The 18,736-nt window shown below is 62.7% G+C and carries 15 protein-coding genes and 1 pseudogene; 4 read left to right on the top strand and 12 right to left on the bottom strand.

Annotation, left to right across the window (positions count from 1 at the left end; translation table 11 throughout):
- Positions 1-360 precede the first annotated feature (360 nt).
- From DDQ68_RS04055 to tamL, 4 genes are all read right to left on the bottom strand, one after another.
- Positions 361-795, bottom strand: a complete 435-nt coding sequence (locus DDQ68_RS04055) for a hypothetical protein (protein WP_109655077.1) — start codon at positions 793-795, stop codon at positions 361-363.
- Between the two features lie 62 nt (positions 796-857).
- Entirely contained in the window at positions 858-1,307 is a 450-nt protein-coding gene (locus DDQ68_RS04060) for a hypothetical protein (protein ID WP_109655079.1), read from the bottom strand.
- Entirely contained in the window at positions 1,304-1,909 is a 606-nt protein-coding gene (locus tag DDQ68_RS04065) for an RNA polymerase sigma factor (RefSeq protein WP_245897282.1), read from the bottom strand. The genes DDQ68_RS04060 and DDQ68_RS04065 overlap by 4 nt, the downstream gene beginning before the upstream one ends.
- 244 nt (positions 1,910-2,153) lie before the next feature.
- Entirely contained in the window at positions 2,154-4,757 is a 2,604-nt protein-coding gene (gene tamL / locus DDQ68_RS04070) for a translocation and assembly module lipoprotein TamL (RefSeq protein WP_162549818.1), read from the bottom strand.
- Here tamL and DDQ68_RS04075 point away from each other — a divergent pair.
- Positions 4,748-5,506, top strand: coding sequence for an RNA methyltransferase (locus DDQ68_RS04075; protein WP_109655085.1), 759 nt, complete (start codon positions 4,748-4,750; stop codon positions 5,504-5,506). The two genes, tamL and DDQ68_RS04075, sit on opposite strands and share 10 nt — an antisense overlap.
- A gap of 238 nt (positions 5,507-5,744) precedes the next feature.
- Here the strand turns inward: DDQ68_RS04075 and DDQ68_RS04080 are convergent, their stop codons facing one another.
- From DDQ68_RS04080 to DDQ68_RS04100, 6 genes are all read right to left on the bottom strand, one after another.
- Positions 5,745-6,896, bottom strand: coding sequence for a porin family protein (locus DDQ68_RS04080; RefSeq protein WP_109655087.1), 1,152 nt, complete (start codon positions 6,894-6,896; stop codon positions 5,745-5,747).
- Positions 6,897-6,922: 26 nt separating this feature from the next.
- On the bottom strand, positions 6,923-8,017 hold the full coding sequence (locus tag DDQ68_RS04085; RefSeq protein ID WP_109655089.1) for a hypothetical protein: 1,095 nt from the start codon (positions 8,015-8,017) through the stop codon (positions 6,923-6,925).
- Between the two features lie 79 nt (positions 8,018-8,096).
- Complete coding sequence (locus DDQ68_RS04090) at positions 8,097-8,645, bottom strand: RNA polymerase sigma factor (RefSeq protein WP_109655091.1); 549 nt, start codon at positions 8,643-8,645, stop codon at positions 8,097-8,099.
- A gap of 191 nt (positions 8,646-8,836) precedes the next feature.
- Positions 8,837-9,235, bottom strand: a complete 399-nt coding sequence (locus DDQ68_RS04095; RefSeq protein ID WP_109655093.1) for a hypothetical protein — start codon at positions 9,233-9,235, stop codon at positions 8,837-8,839.
- Between the two features lie 276 nt (positions 9,236-9,511).
- Positions 9,512-10,264: a hypothetical protein gene (locus tag DDQ68_RS22520; protein WP_162549819.1), complete on the bottom strand. Its 753-nt coding sequence runs from the start codon at positions 10,262-10,264 to the stop codon at positions 9,512-9,514.
- Between the two features lie 20 nt (positions 10,265-10,284).
- Entirely contained in the window at positions 10,285-10,641 is a 357-nt protein-coding gene (locus tag DDQ68_RS04100; RefSeq protein ID WP_109655095.1) for a CoA-binding protein, read from the bottom strand.
- Positions 10,642-10,770: 129 nt separating this feature from the next.
- Here DDQ68_RS04100 and rpe point away from each other — a divergent pair, with 129 nt between their 5' ends.
- The 3 genes from rpe to DDQ68_RS04115 all read left to right on the top strand — a co-directional run bounded on the left by rpe (position 10,771) and on the right by DDQ68_RS04115 (position 15,458).
- Positions 10,771-11,484, top strand: coding sequence for a ribulose-phosphate 3-epimerase (gene rpe, locus DDQ68_RS04105; RefSeq protein ID WP_109658308.1), 714 nt, complete (start codon positions 10,771-10,773; stop codon positions 11,482-11,484).
- A 57-nt stretch (positions 11,485-11,541) separates the two neighbouring features.
- Complete coding sequence (locus DDQ68_RS04110; RefSeq protein WP_109655097.1) at positions 11,542-14,103, top strand: carboxypeptidase regulatory-like domain-containing protein; 2,562 nt, start codon at positions 11,542-11,544, stop codon at positions 14,101-14,103.
- Positions 14,104-14,735: 632 nt separating this feature from the next.
- On the top strand, positions 14,736-15,458 hold the full coding sequence (locus DDQ68_RS04115; RefSeq protein ID WP_245897284.1) for a transposase: 723 nt from the start codon (positions 14,736-14,738) through the stop codon (positions 15,456-15,458).
- Between the two features lie 1,412 nt (positions 15,459-16,870).
- On the opposite strand, the pseudogene DDQ68_RS04130 reads toward DDQ68_RS04115, so the two are convergent.
- Positions 16,871-17,569: pseudogene (locus tag DDQ68_RS04130) on the bottom strand (transposase); the annotation flags it as partial.
- 51 nt (positions 17,570-17,620) lie between these two features.
- Entirely contained in the window at positions 17,621-18,196 is a 576-nt protein-coding gene (locus DDQ68_RS04135; RefSeq protein WP_109655105.1) for a DUF4386 family protein, read from the bottom strand.
- Positions 18,197-18,736 lie beyond the last annotated feature (540 nt).

The raw sequence follows: 18,736 nt of genomic DNA on the forward strand, positions 1-18,736 counted from the left end.
CCCAGACTTACAAATGCCAAACGGCCGCGAATATGATACCGTAGCCAGGTAACTAAAGCCGTGGTGGTTGAAGTAAGTACTTGGTTGACAATTTTATTTGCAATGCAAGATACCAGGCAATACCTAGTAGATTGAGCTGAGTAGGCAGACGGATTCATAAGGGATTGGAAGATTAAGCGGGAGAAAAGCGCAGCGTCGTTGGCCGTGGCCGCGCCCTGGCGCTGGAGGCTTTCGAGGCCAGCGGGCGAATAGGCCCCACGGGGCAAGGCCGTTAGTTTCAGGCGGGTCGGCGTGAACCTCATGCCGACCCGCCTGAAGCTGATGGCCTCGGAAGGCAGGTTAGCAGGGGGGTGGAAAGACCTATTTTGCCTGGCGGTGCAAGTAGAGGTAGTAGGCCAAAAAGCCCAGTGCGGTGCTGAAAAGCAGAATGATAACGGAGTGAATGCCCACCGGCGGGTACCAGCTGCACAGCAGGAGCCCCCCGCCACTGCTCAGCAGCAGCGCAACCCACTTCACGATTTTATTCTGCTCGTCCTGCGGGCCGGGCAGCAGGCGCTCAACAATGCTTTCCGAAACGGCCGAGGCTATTATCTGCCGCTTCAGCAGGTAATTCAAGACCAGTTTGATAGCAGCCAACACGAAGTAACCGAGCAGAAAAAGCGCCAGTCCGGGCAGAAAGACGTGGCGCGCCAGGGATTCTAACGTATCGGAGCCTAGGGCCAGGGCCGGGGCATCCTGCGCCTGGGCCCCCCAGGTAGTCAGGCAGAAAAGTAAGAGCAGCCAGATACGTTTCATAGGTTGGGCCGGGTGGCGGTACCGGATGAGACCGGCCAGCGCCGGTCAGGTTGCAAAAAAAATTACGAAAAGGCGAGCAGGCGCATTTGCCGGCGGTGCCGGGCCAGCAGCTCCAGGCCCTGCCCGGCCACGAGGAAGCCGGCCACCACCGCAAGCCCGGCTCCCAGCCCGGTTGATAAGCCGTGGAACGCCTGCCCCAGCGCGCCCCCAAACAGGGCCATAAACGCGCCCACCACGCCCAGCACGAGCACGGCCACCAGTGCGAGCACCCAGGGGAAAGCCGGCTGCGGCCGGGGTAGCTGGGCCAGTACCGCCGCCGTGAGGTCAAACGCAAAAGCGGGCGGCGGCAGGCGGGCCGCGGCGGCAAACAGCTGCTGGTAAGCCGTTGCCCGGGCCTGGCAAAGGCGGCAGCCGGGCAGGTGGGCGGCGGCCGCGGCCGGCAGCGGGGCGGTGGCGGCGGCAAGTTGCAGGTCGTCGTCGGAAAGATGGGGCTGCGTCAGGGGCTGCGTCATAGGTCGTCGCGTTGGTAGGTGGCCAGCAGGCGTTGCTTTAAGAGTTTGCGCGCCCGAAACAGGTAGTTTTTTACCGTCCCGTCCGGCAGGGAAGTTATCTGCCCAATTTCCTCGTAGCTCAGCTCCTGCTGGTGGTAGAGGGCCACCAGCGTGCGGTAGAGCGGGGGCAGCTGCTCGATGGCCGCGCCCAGAATACCGGCCAGGTCCTGGTCGAAAAGGGCCGTTTCGGGGTCGTAGTCCGGCCCGGCTACCAACGTTGGGGGCCCCCGGCGGCCTTCTCCCGCCGCGTCGTCGGGCGCGGGTTCCGCCAGGTCCACCAGCACCAGCTGCTTCTTTTCCAGGTAGTGCAGGCACGTATTGTAGGCAATCTGGCCCACCCAGGTCGAGAGCTTTGCCTGAAACTTAAACCCGGCCAGATTCTTGAAAACCTTCAGGTACACCTCCTGCGCAATGTCCGGTCGGTCGGCGGGGTGGCGAATCATCTTAAATACCAGCTGCGTCACCAGGCCCTCCGTGCGCCGCACGAGCTGCCCAAACGCCGCGGTATTGCCCCCCAGCACCTGCGCCACTAGCTGCTGGTCTGTCACGGGAGGGGTGGGCAAGTGGCTCATCTGCGGATTGGACCGGCCAGCCGAAAAGATGTTGCACCGGCGCGTTTTTGGGGCCCCGGCCGGCGCGCATTTCTTTGAGGCGAGTTGAGTAAAGGCCGTTCAAAGGCGGTCATGCTGAGCTTGTCGAAGCATCTCTCCCGCTTCGTATGAGCCGTTCAACGAAGCGGGAGAGATGCTTCGACAAGCTCAGCATGACCGCCTTCAAAGTGCTCCTAAACCAATAGTATACCGCCGGCTAAAACGGGTAGCCGATGCCCAGGTTGAAGGCCGGCTCGTGCTCGGTGTCCTTGTAGAAGCGCTTGATAGCCCAGCGCGCGTCGGCCGGGGCGCTGGGGTCGTACACCTTGGCGGCCACGTCGAGGCGTAGGATGAGGAAGGTGAAATCGAGGCGCACGCCCACGCCCGAGCCCACGGCAAACTGCTGGAGGAACGTGCCGGGCTTGAACTGGGCCCCCGGCCGCTGCGGGTCGGCGGTAATCGTCCAGGTGTTGCCGTAGTCGGTGAACACGGCCCCCTTCACGAACGAGTACACCGGGAAGCGGTACTCCACGCTGCCTTCGAGCAGCAGCTCGCCGGGTTGCTCCGAGTTGTAGTCGCGCCGCAACGTGCCGTCGGCGTTTGTAATGGTGGGCGAGAAGCCGCCGATGCCCAGGCGGCGCGGCTTCCAGGCGCGCACGCTGTTGCTGCCCCCGGCAAACAGGTACTTGTCGTAGGCCACGGTGTAGCGGCCGTCGGTGGGCGTAAGGGCGTGCACCACGCCCCCGTTGAAGCGGTACACCAGGAACGTGTTGGGCGAGAGCTTGTGGTAGCGGCGGTAGTCGGCCGTGATTTTGGCGAAGTTGTACACCGCCACCGCCGTGTCGTACCAGGCCGCGTGGCGGTAGAGCTCGCGCGTGAGGCCGCCCACTTCCACGAACAGGCGGAAGTAGCGCGCGTCGCGGGTTTCGTTGAAGTCGTTGGAGTTGTAGAGCGACGAGGCGGCCATGCTGGGCTCGTAAATGCGCCGGAACGACTGGTACAGTGGCGAGCCGTAGAAACGGCGCAGCGAGTCGAGCCGGTACTGAAAATCGCCGCTGATGGCCGTGGTATTCACTACGTTCTGCACCACCGGCGAAATCACGAACTGGTGAAACGCCGAGCGCTGCCAGATGTAGTCGTAGGTCAGTTCCACGTTGGTGCGCGTGTACTCGGGCCGGCTCACGTAGGTGTCGGAGAGTGAGAAGCGCGTGCGCGGGCTGTAGCGCGAGAAGTCGCGGCCGATGCGGAACGGCACCAGGAACTGCGGCAGCACCAGCGCCGCCGTGGCCCCAAACAGCGTGGTGTACTCGGACTGGGCGGTGGCGCGGTTAAACTGGCCCTCGAAGCCCACGCGCACGCCCAGCTCCAGCACCTCGGCCCCGCCGAAGGGGTTGCGGGTTTTGAAGCGCACGTTCACGAAGGGCCCCACGAGGTTGGCCACGTAGGTGCCCCCAAACTCGGTGGTTTCCTGAAACTTGGGGGCCGGCGTGGCCGTCACCACCGCGTCGAGCAGGCCGGTGGCCGTGCTGTCGGGCACCCCGTCGGCGTCTACGGTGCGGTAGGTCACGGGGTTGAAGCGGAACATATCGAGGTTGGCAAACTGGCGCTGCGTGAGCTGGGTGCGCGGCAGGCTATACAGCTGGCCCGGGCGCACGGCCACCTTGCCCGCCAGCAGCCGCGGGCTGAAGCGCTGCCGAAACGCGGCAAAGTGCACCGAGTCCACCACCGTCGTGTCGGGGCGGGGCCCCCGCCGGGGGCGGCCCAGCAGGCCGGTGCCGGCCCGGCGCAGGGTGTCGGCCGCGGCCGCGCGCAGCGCACGGCCCACCCCAGCGTCGGTGATGACCGTGACCTGGCGCAGCGTGTACACGCGGTGGCCCAGGCCGGGGCCCGGGTTGGCGATGTTGGTGCGCAGGCGCACGGTGAAGGCCTGGTAGCTGGTGTCGGCCTCCAGGGTAATGTAGGCCTGGCGGAAATCGTAGTAGCCGTTGCTCTTGAGCAAGGTTTCGAGCCGGGTGCGCTCCTGGCCGATGGCGTCCTCGTTGTAGCGGCCGCCCACGTGCAGCCGGCTGGCGCCCCGGCCCCGGCGCACCACGGCGGCCACCCCCGAGTCGGGGATGGTGGCCGTGAGCTGGCTCAGCACAAACGGGGTCCCCTGGCGCACGCGGTAGCGCACGCTCACGCGGCGGTACAGCTTGGCGCGGTCGGCCGAGTCGGCGGCGGCGTGGCGGCCGGCCAGCAGCCGCAGCAGCGGGTTGTGGCGGTAGCGGGCCGTGTCGGTGGCCGCCACCCGGGCCCGGAAGTAGCCCTGGCTGTGCAGGTAGGTCGTCATCTGCTCCACCGAGCGGCGGGTGCTGGCCGAATCGTAGATGACCGGGGCCTCGCCCAGGCGCATGATGGCGTTGCCCTTGTCGAGCACCAGCTGCTTGCGGTTGAGCCGGCGCGCGCGGCGGTTGAGCAGCTGCCCCAGCTTGGCCGAGTCGCCGCCGGCGGCCAGGCGGCGCTTTTCAAAGTCCTGGCGGATGGCCGCCAGTTGCCGGCGGGTGCTGGCCGAGTCGTAAAAGTGGTTCCCCAGCTGGTAGATGGCTAACTTGGGCAGCGGAAAGCGGGTGTTGGGCTTTTGCTGGGCCAGGGCCACGAGGCGGTCCTGGTCGGCACGGTCGGCGCCCACCACCTCCATTTTGCTGAGCAGGCGCTGGCCCGGGCGTAGCAGCTTCAGCGGCGAGCACGCCGCCAGGGCGGCCGCGGCCACCAGCAGCAGCGCCGCCGCGGCCCGCCAGGGGCCCCGGCCGCCAAGTTTCGTTACGAAGAACAATGATTTCAAAAGCCCAAGCCAAATACGTGCAGTCGCTGCACCAAAAAAAGTACCGCCAGCGCCACGGCGCCTTCCTCGTCGAGGGGGGCAAAAGTGTGCTGGAGCTGCTAAGTTCCGGGGTAGAAACCGAAACCGTGTTCTGCACCCCCGAATTTGCCGACCAAAACCGCGCCAAATTGGCCCCCGGCCCGGCCCCCGTGCTCGTCAGCGAAGCCGAGCTGGCCCAGGTCAGCACCCTGGCTACCAACACTACCGCCCTGGCCGTGGCCCGCCGCCCGCCCGAGGCCCCCCTACCGCCCGCCCTGCCACTGGGGGCCCTGGTGCTGGCCCTGGATGAAGTGCGCGACCCCGGTAACCTGGGCACCCTCATCCGGCTGGCCGACTGGTACGGCCTCCCCGGCCTCGTGCTCAGCGACACCTGCGCCGACCCCTGGGCCCCCAAAACCGTGGCCGCTACCATGGGCAGCTTCGCCCGGGTCCGCATCTGGCCGCGCCCGCTGGCCGAGTGGCTGGGGGCCCTGCCCGCCGGCACCGCCATCTACGGGGCCGACCTGCACGGCACTAATGTGCACCGCGTCGCCCTGGCCCCGGCCGGCGTGCTGGTCATGGGCTCCGAGTCGCACGGCCTCACGCCGGCCGTGGCCGCCTGCCTCACCCAGCGCCTGCACATCCCCCGGGGCCCCGGCGGCGGCGCCGAAAGCCTGAACGTGGCCATCTCCGCCGCTATTCTGCTCGATAATTTTTTTCGCGGGCAGTGAGGTTTGGGGAGCGGGCAGTGAGGAGGTGAGGAGCGGGGAGCGGTAAATAGGGCCCCCAGGCCGTCATGCTGAACGCAGTGAAGCATCTCTCCCGCGTCACTAACCCAATCGTTTAACGAATGAATTACTGCTGCGGGAGAGATGCTTCGGCTGCGCTCAGCATGACGGCCTAGGGGTCCTCACGCCTCACTTCGCATTTCCCACTCCTCATTTCCCACTCCTCGCTCCCCACTTCCAGTTAATTCCCGAATAGGCGCACGCCGAAGCTGACGACTTGCGTGTCGGGGCCCTGGCCGGCTTTGAAGAGTGGGTTCAGGTTGTACTTGGCGAATAGGGTGAGGTTGCCGTAGCCGATGGTGCCCTGCAGGCCGTACTGGAAGTCTTCGAGGTTGTAGCTGCCGTGGTCTTTGTCCTTGTAGGTAGTGCCGTCGGTGGTGTACTTGAGCTTGGTCCAGGAGGCGAGGCGGTAGCCCACGAAGCCCCCGGCGGCGAGGGCAAACGTGGGCCGGTAGTGGGCGTCGTGCAGCTTGAGCTGGAGCATGAGCGGCAGGTTCACGGTGGCGGTGGCCAGCTTGGTCTTGTCGTACTGGCGGGCGGGGTTGGCTTCGCCTACGACGCTCGTTACGTTGTTCTGGTTCACCCACTTGTTGTTGCCGTTCAGCATGTAGTTGTTGAAGGCAAACTCGGGGCCCACCACCAGGTACAGGGGGCTGTGCTTGCCGCCCAGGCGCTGGGCGTAGTCGAAGCCCAGGTTGACGTAGCGCGAGCCGCCAGGGCGCAGGTCCACGGCCGATTGGCCGGCGCCGGGGTGCTGGTTAGCCAGCGCGTTCAGGCCCAGGTCGAGCACGAAATTGGCCACGTGGCTGGTGTTGCGCTCGTAATTTTTAATGCGCAACGAGTCGCGGTGGGCTTCGCGGTCGGCGCGGGTGGTACCGGGCGTGGAGTTGATTTTCACGCTCCGGTTGCCGTCAGCGTCGGTATCAACCTTGATTTTGAAGGCCTTGTTCAGGGCCACGTCCACGCGCTTGGCGTTGGGGTTTTGCTTGTGGGTGGTGATGCGGATCTGCTCGGGCAGGCGCTGGCCGGGGGTGTCCTTATCGGGATAAAACTCCAGCGTTACCTGCTCGGTTCTGGCCGTTTTGGCCGCCGCCTCGGCCTGGGCAATGTAGCCGGCCAGGCGCACCGTGAGCGAGTCGAGGTGGTACTTGGGCAGCTCACGCAGCTGGGCCGCGTCGCGCACCAGCAGCGTAAGGGTGGCCTGGTTGGGCAGCCGCACCACAATGGTATCGTCGGGGGCCCTGGGCGGCCGGGCGGCGCGGGCAGTAGCAGGGGCGGCGGCGCCGGCGGCGGCGGCGGCGAGGAGGAGCAGGGTGAAGAAGGGGCGTTTCATGGTGTTGTGGGCAGGCAATAGCAAGGTTAGAGTCGAATGGTGTGGGAGAGGGTGCGGCCGCCCAGGTTGGCTTGCAGGGTGAGGTTCTCGGGCAGGCCGGTGGCTTCGGCCAGGCTCACCCGCTCGCCCCGCACTACGTGGCGGGCCTGGCGGAGCAGGCCCCCCAGCACGCGGCGGCCAGCGGAGCGGTCGTCGCCGTCGGCCAGGGTTTCGGCCGAGGCCACCGCGGCTACGGGGGCCGGGGCGGCGCTGCCGCGGCGTACTTCCACTTCAATCACCGCAGCCGCGCTGGCCGGCGTGGCTACAGGGTTGGGGATAACGGCCAGGGCCCCCGCGTCCAGGGGCATCGCGCCGTGCGCCGCCGGGGCTTGCGGGTCCGGGGCCCCGAACCGCGCCGGCCCCGGTTGGGCCGCTACTGAAGTGGAAACCGCCGCCCGTTTGGTGGCCGATGGACCGCTAGATGCCAGCGCTGCGAACCGGGTTGCCCGGCGCGAAAAATTATTTTTAGCGGTGGCCAACGCAGCTGTTTCCGGGGCCGGAGCCCGGCCGGGGCCCGGTTGGCCCGCAGCGGCCAGGGCCACCTGCGGCGCGGCGGTAGCAGCCGGCGCGGCCACAGCAGCCAGGGCTTCGGTGGGGGCCCCAGCGGCGGCGGTTGCAGTGTTTTGCCGGCTGGTTTCGCCAGTTGCACTAGGGTGCAGGGGCCCGGCCGTGGGGCGGGTGGCCACGGCACCACGCGGACCGGGCCCCCCGGGGCGGGCGGCCAGCTCGGTGCCGGGGCGCAGGCCCGCGGCGTGGCGCCACAGCAGCCCGGCGCCGCCGGCTACCAGCAGCAGGGCCACCACAGCAGCCAGGGCTCGGGGCCCCCAGGCGGCCGTGCGCCGCCGCCCCGGTGGGCGCAGGTGTTCGTCCTCCAACCGCTCCCAGAGGGCGCGGTCGGGCGGGGTGGCGTGGGCGGCTAGCCCGGCGCGGAACAGCCCGTCGAGGCGGGCGTCATCGGCGGCGGGTGGGGCCCCGGCGGCGTTGGTGGCGTTAGCTAGGCGGGCCCACAGCGCCGGGTCGGGCGGAGTGGCGTGCCCGTCGAGGCCGTCGCGGAACAAATCGTCAATATTTTCGGGAAGCATAAATTTTCAGTTATCAGTTAATAGTTAGCAGTTGGCAAAAGCGGATAGCGGCAGCGCTGTGTTCAGCGACTGCGCACCGCTAGTTGCCCACGGCTACGGCGGCGGCCCGGCCCACGCGGCGCTGCAACAGGGCCCGGGCCTTGCTGAGCTGCGACTTGCTGGTGCCCTCCGAAATGCCCAGGAGCTCGGCGATTTCTTGGTGGCCATAGCCCTCCAGGGCGTAGAGGTTGAACACGGTGCGGTAGCCGGCGGGCAGCTCAGCCAGCAGGGCCAGCAGGTCGTCGGCCTGCAGCTGGATATCGGCCGTGGCGGGGGTGCTGGCCAGGTTTTCGGGCTGCGCGAAGTCGTCGAACGAGAGCGTGAGCGGCTCGCGGCGGCGCAGCTCCATCAGGGCCCGGTTCACCATGATGCGGCGCACCCAGCCCTCGAAGCTGCCCTCGCCGCGGTAAGTGGGCAGGGCCCTGAACATTTGGGCGAAGCCCAGCAGCAGGGCTTCTTCGGCGTCTTCGCGGCGCTTGAGGTAGCGGCGGCACACCGTCAGCATCAGGCCCGCCAGGCGCTCGTAGAGCAGGCGCTGGGCGCGGGGCTCGCCCCGCTGGCAGGCGGCAATCAGGTCGGCTTCAGTCACGGCAGAAAGGTAGAGAAGAGCAGAGGCAAGGCGGTTTGGGCGCGGTAGATGCGGAAAAGACGCCCGGGGTTGCCCGGGACCCCGAAATTATTTCCCGTCCCCAGCCGAAGCGCGTATTCGAGCCAAATAGACGCAAAAAAATGGCCCCGGCAATGTTGCCGGGGCTGCTGAGGGGAAATCTGAGTGAGCGACTAGCGGGGCGCGCTGCCCGGCGTTGCCACCGCGCCCGGCGTCGGCGTCCCCGTCGTCGAGGCGCCCGGGACGGTGGCGCCCTTGGAGGTGGGGCTGCCCACCGGGGTGCTGCCGCGCCGTACGCCGCGGGCGCTGCCGGTGGTGCTGGTGCCGCCTGTGGGCTGGCCCGTGGCGGTGCCGGTGGTCGACAAGCCCGTGGTGCTGGTACCCGCCGTGCCGAGGCCCGTGCCGGGGGTGGTGCCGAGCACGCCCCCGGGCGTGGTAGGGGCGCTGGGGATGCTGCCCACCACGGGGGTGACGGTGGTGCCCGCCGTGGGGACTACGGTGCCCGGCATGGTTTGGGCCTGGGCAGCGGCGGTGGTAAAGAACAGGGCGGCAAAAACAAGTGACTTTTTCATGACACTACTGGATGAAGGAAAGAGGAAACAACCCGGAGGTGGCGGGCCGCGGTGGGTAGTCATACGGCCAGTGGGGGTGGCTTTGTTATGGTTGGGGTTGAAAGAAGCCGCGTGCGGGGCGCGGAATTAAACCCCGGTTCAAACTAGACTACCGACGAAAAAGCCTCGACAGTGTGGCCATAGCATAGCTTTCTTATGCACAGTACTTCGACTATTTTCCGTGGGTCCTAATTATTTGTCGCAGGTTGAAATGCAGGCATGTATGGTAATGTTCATTCAATCTAACTTGAGGTAAGTCATCAAGATTCTATAGAAAACATCTAATTGCTGCAACTCAATATTACCTACCGCGCTGTTATGGCCTATAAGAAGCCGCACAGCGTACAATTCACCCATCATGGAGGTAAACCAATGCTCGTTCTTGCTGGGAAAATATTGAGCAAATACATCCCAATTAGCTTTAACAATATCAGCTAGTTCGATGAAATCACAGTAGTACACATCTGAGTTGCCTCTGACCGGTAAATACTTGCGAGTAGCCTCGCTTAGCTTACGTGTATTAATTTTAACTTGCACAGGTTTAGGCACTTTAATGCCTGTGTCTCCTGTAACCTGAAGGATGAACTCCCTAATAGAATTTTCAATACAAAAGAGGTAGACAAAGCAGTCTGCTCCTTCTTTTCCCTTCTGCTGTATATCCTGTGGTAGCGTAGCTAAATTAGAAAGGTCAGTGGTAGCAACTACTTCTGTAAATGGGTCACGTTGCAGGGAAATGACACCGTTTAGTAGCGGGCTTAATTCTTCTCTGATGAATCGTTCCCGGTCTTTCCATTTAGGACTAATTTCCTGCATTTCCTGACGTACCTCCCTGAGGTTACTAGCAATGAGGAGAAATTTAGGTAGACGATTTCTTAATTCAGGTTCAGCCATTAGAACTCGCCTAATAGCTACATACTCTTTGTCATCATTTACATCCGTGTTGCCTTCTCTAGCGGCCGAAATTGCTAAAGTTTTTAAGCGTTCTATCATTCCCTTTTAGAAAGGCATAATTAATACTGTCCAATCGAGAGTAGCACCAGCGTACAGGCCTCCTCGGTTTGGATGCCCTGCTTTTGCGCTAATTCTTCCAGTTCGGGGTTTTCGGTGCCGGGGTTGAAGAGGATGCGGCGGGGTTTCAGGCCCAGGATGTAGTCATACCAGCCGGGTTGGTTTTGGGCCCCCACGTACAGCGTTACGGTGTCGACGCCGGTTTCTTGGGGGCGGTCGGTGCGGATGGGCAGGCCGCCGACGGCGCCCTTGCGGATGCCGACGGGCACCACCTCGTGGCCGTGGGTTTGGAGGGCGTGCACGGCGCGGTAGGCGTAGCGGTCGGGGTTGTCGGTAGCTCCTAAAACGAGGGTTTTCATGCGAGATAAAATGGCGAAGGAAAAAAGCAACGGCCGGGGCCCCGGGGGCCCGTCGCCCGCAAAGTACGGGAAACCAGCCCCGGCCGGTTGGGTTGGGCCCGGGCCGGGCACGTTACCTTTGCCCGCATGATGCACCCGCGCCGGGCCCCTTTGCTGGCCCCTTCGTTCCTGGCCGCCGATTTGGCCAACCTGCAAGCCGAAACCGAGCGCCTGGCCACCAGCGCCGCCGACTGGCTGCACTTCGACGTGATGGACGGCCGCTTCGTGCCCAACATCTCCTTTGGCCTGCCCGTGCTGCAAGCCGTGGCCCGCTACGCCCGGCAGCCCATCGACGTACACCTGATGATTGAGGAGCCGCAAAACTATCTGGCCGCGTTCCGCGACGCGGGGGCCGCCGGCCTCACGGTGCACCACGAGGCTTGCCCGCACCTGCACCGCGTGGTGCAGCAAATTAAGCAGCTGGGCTGCCGCGCCGGGGTGGCCCTCAACCCGGCCACGCCCGTTTCGGTGCTCGTGGACATTGCCGCCGACCTCGACGTGGTGCTGGTGATGTCCGTCAACCCTGGCTTCGGGGGCCAGGCGTTCATCCCGCACACGCTGGCCAAAATCGCCGCTCTTAAGGAGCTGCTGCTCGACACCGGCTCCGACGCCCTGATTGAAGTGGACGGCGGCGTGAACGCTGACAATGCCGGGGCTCTGGTGCAGGCCGGCGCCGACGTGCTGGTGGCCGGTAATTTCGTGTTTTCGTCGCCCGGGGGCCCCGTGGCCGCGCTGGCCGCCCTGCGCGCCCAGCTCGACGCCGCCGTGGCCGACAACGCCCCCGCCGGCCGCGGCCGGCAATAGCCGGGCCCCCGCGCCGTTAGTGCCCCACTGCTTCCTGCCCTGCTTTTCTGCCCGCCCTTGCCGCACCCTTACTTGCTTGTGTTTGTGAACCGTGGCGGCCGGCCGCTGCTGGCCGGGCTGGCACTGGCCGCCGCGCTGCTGGGCCCCGGGGCCCCGGCCGCCCGCGCCCAAACGGCCCCCGCCGGGGCCCCCGCGCCGGGCACGCGGGTGCTCACCGGTACCGTGCGCGACGCCGCCGGCCAGCCCCTGGCGCTGGCCACGGTGGCCGTGCTGGGCCAGGCCGGGGGCGCCACCACCGCGGTCGACGGCACGTTTGCGCTCGCCGTGCGGGCCCCCGGGCGGGACGGGGCCGCCGTGCTGGTGGTGCGCCGCCTGGGCTACCTGCCGCTGCGCCGGGCCCTGGCGCTGCCCGCCGACGCGGCCCGCCCGCTGGCTTTCGTGCTGCGCCCCGACCCGCAGGCGCTGGGCGACGTGACGGTGCGCGCCCGCCGCGATGCGGCCGACCCGCGCGAGGAAGTCAGCCTCACCCAAATCGACCCGCGCGACGTGAAGACACTGCCCTCGGCGTTCGGCGATTTCAACATGATACTAAAGACCCTTCCTGGTGTGGTGGGCAACAACGAGCTGAGCAGCACTTACAACGTGCGCGGTGGCAACTACGACGAGAACCTGGTGTACGTCAACGGCTTTGAGGTGTACCGGCCGTTCCTCGTCACGGCGGCGCAGCAGGAGGGGCTCAGCTTCATCAACCCCGACTTGGTGCGCAGTGTCGATTTCAGCGCCGGCGGCTGGCAGCCCAAGTACGGCGACAAGCTCTCGTCGGTGCTCGACGTGACCTATAAGGAGCCCGAGCAGTTTGCCGCCTCCGCCACCGGCAGCCTGGTGGGCGGCGCGGTGCATACCGAGGCCCGCTCCAAAAATGGCCGCGTAAGCTACCTGGCCGGTGTGCGCTACAAAAATGCCCGCTACGTATTGTCCTCGCTGCGCGAGGCGCAGGGCGGCTACAACCCCACGTTTTTCGACGGGCAGGCCTTCGTGAACATCGGGCTGGGGCCCCGGGGCGACGTGCAGCGCACCACCCTGGGCCTGCTGGGCGTGGTAGCCCACAATGACTACCGCTTCATGCCCGAAACCGGGCAGGCCACGTTCTCGACCAACCCCAACCAGGTCACGCGGGTGTTCATCGACTACCAGGGGCGCGAGCGGATGCAGTACGACACCTACCAGAGCGGCCTCAGCCTGAAGCACCGCTTTACCCCCAACTGGCAGGGCGAACTGCTGGGCTCGGCGCTGGTGTCGCGGGAGTTTGAGTACCGCGACGTGGAGGCGGCCTACCGGCTGGCCGACGTGAACCGCGACCCCAACTCGCCCGATTTCAACCAGGCCATCCGGCAGCGCAACATCGGTGCGCAGTACCAGCACGCCCGCAACTCCCTTACGGCCCAGGTATTTACGGCCGAGGCCCGCACCCGCTGGACGCCCGGCCTGCACCACACCGTGCGGGCGGGAGCTAAAATCGGCCGCGAGAAAATCAACGATACGCTGGACGAGTACAGCTTTGCCGACTCGGCCGGCTACGTGCCCGATGCGCGCCGCACCCGCCTGCGCACGGATTTGGCCCTGGTAAGCACTCGCGCCCAGGGATATGTGCAGGATACCTGGCGCCCCGACAGCCTGCGCACGCTCACCTACGGCCTGCGCGCCCATTACTGGACCACCAACGGCCAGCTCGTGTGGAGCCCGCGCGTGCAGTACGCCCAAACCAGCCGCCGCCACCCGCGCCGCACCTACAAGGTGGGGCTGGGGGCCTACGCCCAGCCGCCCTTCTACCGCGAACTGCGTAACCAGCAGGGCGTGCTCAACCCCGAGCTGCGCGCCCAGCGCTCGTACCACCTCATTGTGGGCCGCGAGGAAACCTACACCTGGGGCGGCCGCCCGTTCCGGCTCACCACCGAAGCCTACTACAAGTACCTTACCGACGTGGTGCCCTACGACGTGGACAACGTACACCTGCGCTACTTCGCTAAGAACAATGCCCGCGCCTACGCCGCCGGCTTCGACGCCCGCCTCAGCGGCGAGTTTGTGCGCGGGGCCGAGTCGTGGTTCAGCCTAGGCGTGCTCACAACCCGCGAAAACGTGGACGGCGACTCGGTGAACCGGGTGACGACGCCCGCCACCTCCACTCAGCCTGCGGTCATTACCCGCGAGGCCAAGGGCTACATCCGCCGGCCCCAGGACCAGCGCGTGACGCTGGGTATCTTCTTCCAGGACCACCTGCCCGACAACCCCTCGGTGCGCGGCTACGTGAACGCCGTGTTCGGCACCGGCCTGCCCTTTAGCCCGCCTAACCTGCCCGACCTGCGCGGCCTCAGCGTGCTGGAGCGCAATTACCTGCGCGTCGATTTGGGTTTCTCGAAGGTCGTGTCGCTGCGCAGCGCCCCAGCCCCGTACCGCTACGCGCTGCAAAGCCTGTGGCTGGGCCTGGAAGTGCTGAACGTGCTGGGCGCCAACAACGTGTCGGGCTACAGCTACTTGCAGGACGTGAACGGCCGCACCTACGCCGTGCCCAACTTCCTCTCGCAGCGCGTGGTGAACCTGCGCGCCATTGCCCGCTTCTAGCGGGCGACGTTTGGGCCCCGGTCCGGGAGCTACCGCCGAAACCGGACCGGGGCCGGGCGCGCCCAGCCGCGCCCGGCCCCGCGTATTCAGTACCTGCGGCCGCTTAAGGCGGTTTCCGTGCACATGTATATAATGATAAATAAAAATTCTGAAGGTGAGACTTTTAATTTATCATTATGGTTCTTAGAGACTTTTAGTGGAGCTGAGGCAATTTGAGCATTTGCTGTGGCATAAATTGCTGAAATTAAATAGGTTGTGATTCACCGCCTATCCGCTATGCAGCTGCTTCACTAAAAGTCTCCAAGAGCCATCATTTCTAATTTTTAATTAATGCCGAAGGTGTACATAAATCTGAGCGTTGAAGCTGCTTAGAAAGCAGAAAGGACCTCCAAAAAAAGGGCAAGATTTGAGTTGTAACACTCTTTTTCCTCGCACTTTGTGGAAGTTCTGCCCCAAGATATCATCCGCACCTGGACTCCGCCCTCGCTCACCTTTCCCACGCAAGGCCGGCCCTCCGCCGTGGACCCGACCGAACGCGTGGAAGTCATTTTGCACAAGCTCAAGACCGGCTGCCAGTGGCGTTTTCTGCCTGTCAAACAGTTTTTGCGGGGGTTTCCCGTACATGGCAAGGCGTGTATGCCCGTTTCAATACCTGGCGTAAAGACGGCTCGTGGCAGCGCATGTGGCTCCACTTGCTGCGCCAGAACAAGGCCTACCTCGACTGCTCCAGCGTCCAACCCGACGGCAGCCACACGCCGGCCAAAAATGGGGGCGCGGCCATCGGCTACCAGGCCCGCAAACGGGCCCGCACCACCACGGTCCTGTTCCTGGCCGACAACCAGGGCCAGCCCCTGGCCTGCGCCACCCCGCAGGCGAACAACCACCACGACAGCTACCACTTAAGCGAGTTGTTTACTGAACTTTGTACGCTACTGGAAGCGGCTGACATCCCCCTTAAGGACTTGTCTATCAACGCGGATAGTACCTTCGATACCCAAGCGTTTCGCCAGGCATGTGCCGAGTGCGACATCGGGGCCAACATCGCCCGCAACCAGCGGGTAGCGGATTGGCAGACCAACGACGGCACCTTTTTCGACCCCGAACTTTACCGGCGCCGCACCGTCGTGGAACATGCCAATGCCTGGTTCGACAGCTTCAAAACCTTGCTCGTGCGCGACGAGACCAGCGTCGGTAATTGGTCCGCCTGGCACTGGATGGCCTTCGCCGTACTGTTTTTGCGAAAAATTAACCAAAAGCCGACTAACTTAAAACAGCTTCAATGTCTAAGAAGCTGTTTTAAGTTAGTCACATTCAAAAAAAGCTGCTGGTGTATCAATGAGGTGCTTCCGCAGTAAACGTTGCGGCTAATGGGCCAACTTTATGCCAAGCAAGGGCCAGCGGCTGGGTTGAAGGGCAGGCGAAAAATATCTTTTATTTGAAAATCAGTTAGTTAATTTAAAAAAGCTAGCTTAAACAGCTTCTAATGCTTTGTGACAAATAAAAGCAGTGTTGAGCTTCTTTTTCAAGCGAATTATATGGATACTTTCGATTTTCCAGAAACAATCCGGGGCGAGCATGGTTTGGAGGTGCTGTTTGCAGGGACGTAACTAGCAATAAAATCATTATTTTCGAGCGAGCCATGCTAAAAAGATTTAGATTGTCAGAATTAATCATTCTGTCTCTAGCCGTATTTTTGATATTCGTATCGGAGTACTACTACTTGGTCTTAAAGGACCATGACCGGGCGATATTTATGGGGTTATGGCCCCCAACTATGATATTGTTTCTTGTATACCTTAATCTGAAAAAACAGCAATAATATGGATAACGTAGATATTCTTATATTTACTGTCTTGGTCGTTCCATCGTTCATGGTTTTTGTATTTCTTACCATCAGGGAGTTTGGTAAAGCCAGCGATGACAGTTTTAAACCCGAATCTGATAAGCGGCTCTCTTAACTGCTTATCAGCGATGGGGGGATAGAAAAAAGATGGCCATGCTCATGAAGCCGGGTGTTGCTAAATGAACGGGGTAAAAAAACCAACTCGGCGCTACGCGAGTCCGCCCGGTGGCAGTTAAGTTGCAATCAGGTTCATCTCAGACGGAGTTCTCGCTGGCAGGGGCTGGTCGGAAAAGTTATGTTCGCCGTGCAAGGGTTCTTCTTGGGGTCCTCTCAGTAAGCGGAAACATAGCACGTTAAGTCTTCCAAAACAGCCTCCTGCGCACTGTCAAGGGCTTGTTAAAATGCGGGTTTTTCTGTATACCTACGTGCTGAGTCAGGGGAACCCGACCGAAACTATTGGTAAGGCTCCAAAAAGTGTACAACTAACTGGTTCAGCCATCAAAGTACTGTAAAGACCGGCAAGTGAATAAGGAATCTGTTCTGTCCCGGCCGCCCGTAGCCAGCCGTGGCGAACGATTAAAGATGGCCTTTCCTATTCATCTCCCTTGACGTGCGATATCCTCCGAATTCTGACCGGACTCCAAATAGGGCAAAACCACTGACTCTGTCCTATTAGCTACCGGAGACTGTGTAAGGCGCTTCCCCCAGCGGGCTGGCTTGGGTGGGCTAGGACCAGGCCAGCCCGCTGATGAGGCCCGTCAGGACTATTTTAAATCCCCTATAGAACTGGTAGAAGGGCCAGCTGTCCTGAATCACCAGTAATATAATGCTGGTGTATAGGAGCCCCAGTCCGAAGTTTAGCCACCGGGTTAGGCGAGCGGGGAGCAGTAGCGTGAGGGCCAGCAACTAGTTGGTAATGAATCATTTAATGTCACCGTTTGTGGCCACTAGCTTGAATAATTTCACCCCAAACGGCACCTCTTGCAGGCGCACTTCCACGCCCTTGCTCCAGCCCGGAGCAGGTGGTTCGAGCGAATCCAACTTTTGGCACCCGGTTTCTTTGCTCAAATTCACGAACCGGTTGCTTTTCAGGGTCGTGAAAAACATCCGACCGGCCCGATGAACCTTTTTCAGATCCGTGCTGCCCGCATACCAGGAATCAAATAAAATGGTGCGCGCCAGCAACTTGCCCTCTGCTGCTACCTGCTGGAACATGTCCAGAAAATGGTCGTTTGTGGTCTTCGTATCTTGGTCCGGCGCGTAAGGCCGAAAATCCAGGAGTACAAAATCGCCGCCACCGCCGCTGCTGTATACCGAATTGACCGGGCCAATCCCGGTGGCCATGCCGTGCACGTTGCCGGAGTGTTGACGCTTGGCTACTGCGATGGACTTACGATAGCGCTTGTCTTGCACGCTATCGTCCACCACCAGAAAAGCTCCCGGTGAATCGGAGAGCAGCGGTAGTACGAGCTGACGCAATTAACTAGAAGAAAACTGATTACCGCGCAAGAACCGATTCACCTGGTCGTGACTGACGTCGGGCAGATGCGCCGCTAGATGCGTACACGTGTAGTTTCTTGGCGTACTCAGTAGGTAATCTGCGCACTTGCTTTGTGTGAGCAGGGTGGGCATTTTTTGCCTGATTTACCTCTGACTGCGTAAGTCCTAGCTTGGTTACAGAGTTGCCTGCTTCGTATTTCGGCGGTTGGTTTCGGAAACGGCCACTGGTTGGGGCGGCCGAACCGGTGACAGCCGGCCCACCAACAGCCACAGGGTCAGGGCTCCCTCCCCCACCAGCCCGGAAACCATCGGGTACGGGGCCACGTGGTGCACGAGCCAAGGGGAGAAAAACGTCAGCCAGCCCAGGCCGGAGAAGGCTAGTAGCCCGCCGAGCCAAGCCGGCAGTAACTGGGAGCGCCAGATAAGGTAGCTCAGTAGCAGGCAGTAGCCGCCGAAGAAAACCAGGTAGTTGACGTCTACGGGACTGCGCCCCAGCGCATCCAATATCCCCAGTAGACACCCCGCTAGGCTGAGACCAGCTGCCAACCTGCAAACCAGGGGGTTGACCGCTACCAGCAAGCGGTACATAAACAGCGTGACCCCTAGATAGAAGCCAAACGAAAGCAGTGTGGCCAGCGTGCTGGCACGCGGGGCAGCCAGCAGCGCCCCCACCATGCCCGTGACGATAGTAAGCAAATAGCAGCCGCCGGCTAGGCGAGCGGTGGTAGGCAGCGAACGAGTGAGCATCATACGCAGCGTGACAGGAGGTGAGAGGAAAAATGACCGCGCACCAGCGCTGAACAGCTGGCACCGGACGGAACGCCAGATGCGGTATGAAGACCAGCGGTTGCCTGGACCGGAAAAAGGAGAGCAGGGCGCTATGCTTAGCGCGTTTTAGCGGATTTGTCGAACAGTGGCTCAGCACTAGCTTTTTTAAGCCTAGAATGGTAAGCAGCAAACCCGGGAGTGAATGTGCTTTGGCGTGTTTGCCCGTTTTCAGGTCGTGGGCAAACTTAGGGTCTGTTAAAATTTACGGATAAGGTGTCGAATACTGGACAAATACAAAGTGGCTTCGGCGCTGCTCGTTTCACATTCGTGGCCTTGGTTAAAAGCTTGTTCCAAAAGGCGCATTTGCCCGCTGCCTGAAGGCGATAAATGGATAATTGAGCACGAAAAAGACCCTTTTTGGGTACCAGTGAGCCTATTGTTAGCTCAGGCCCTCACCTGGTAAAAAAGCGGTATCCGAGGTTTACTCGATTAAAGTACCGTTTAGGTGCTGCTAATGGCTTT

It is taken from the genome of Hymenobacter nivis (assembly GCF_003149515.1).
Taxonomy (GTDB): Bacteria; Bacteroidota; Bacteroidia; order Cytophagales; family Hymenobacteraceae; genus Hymenobacter; species Hymenobacter nivis.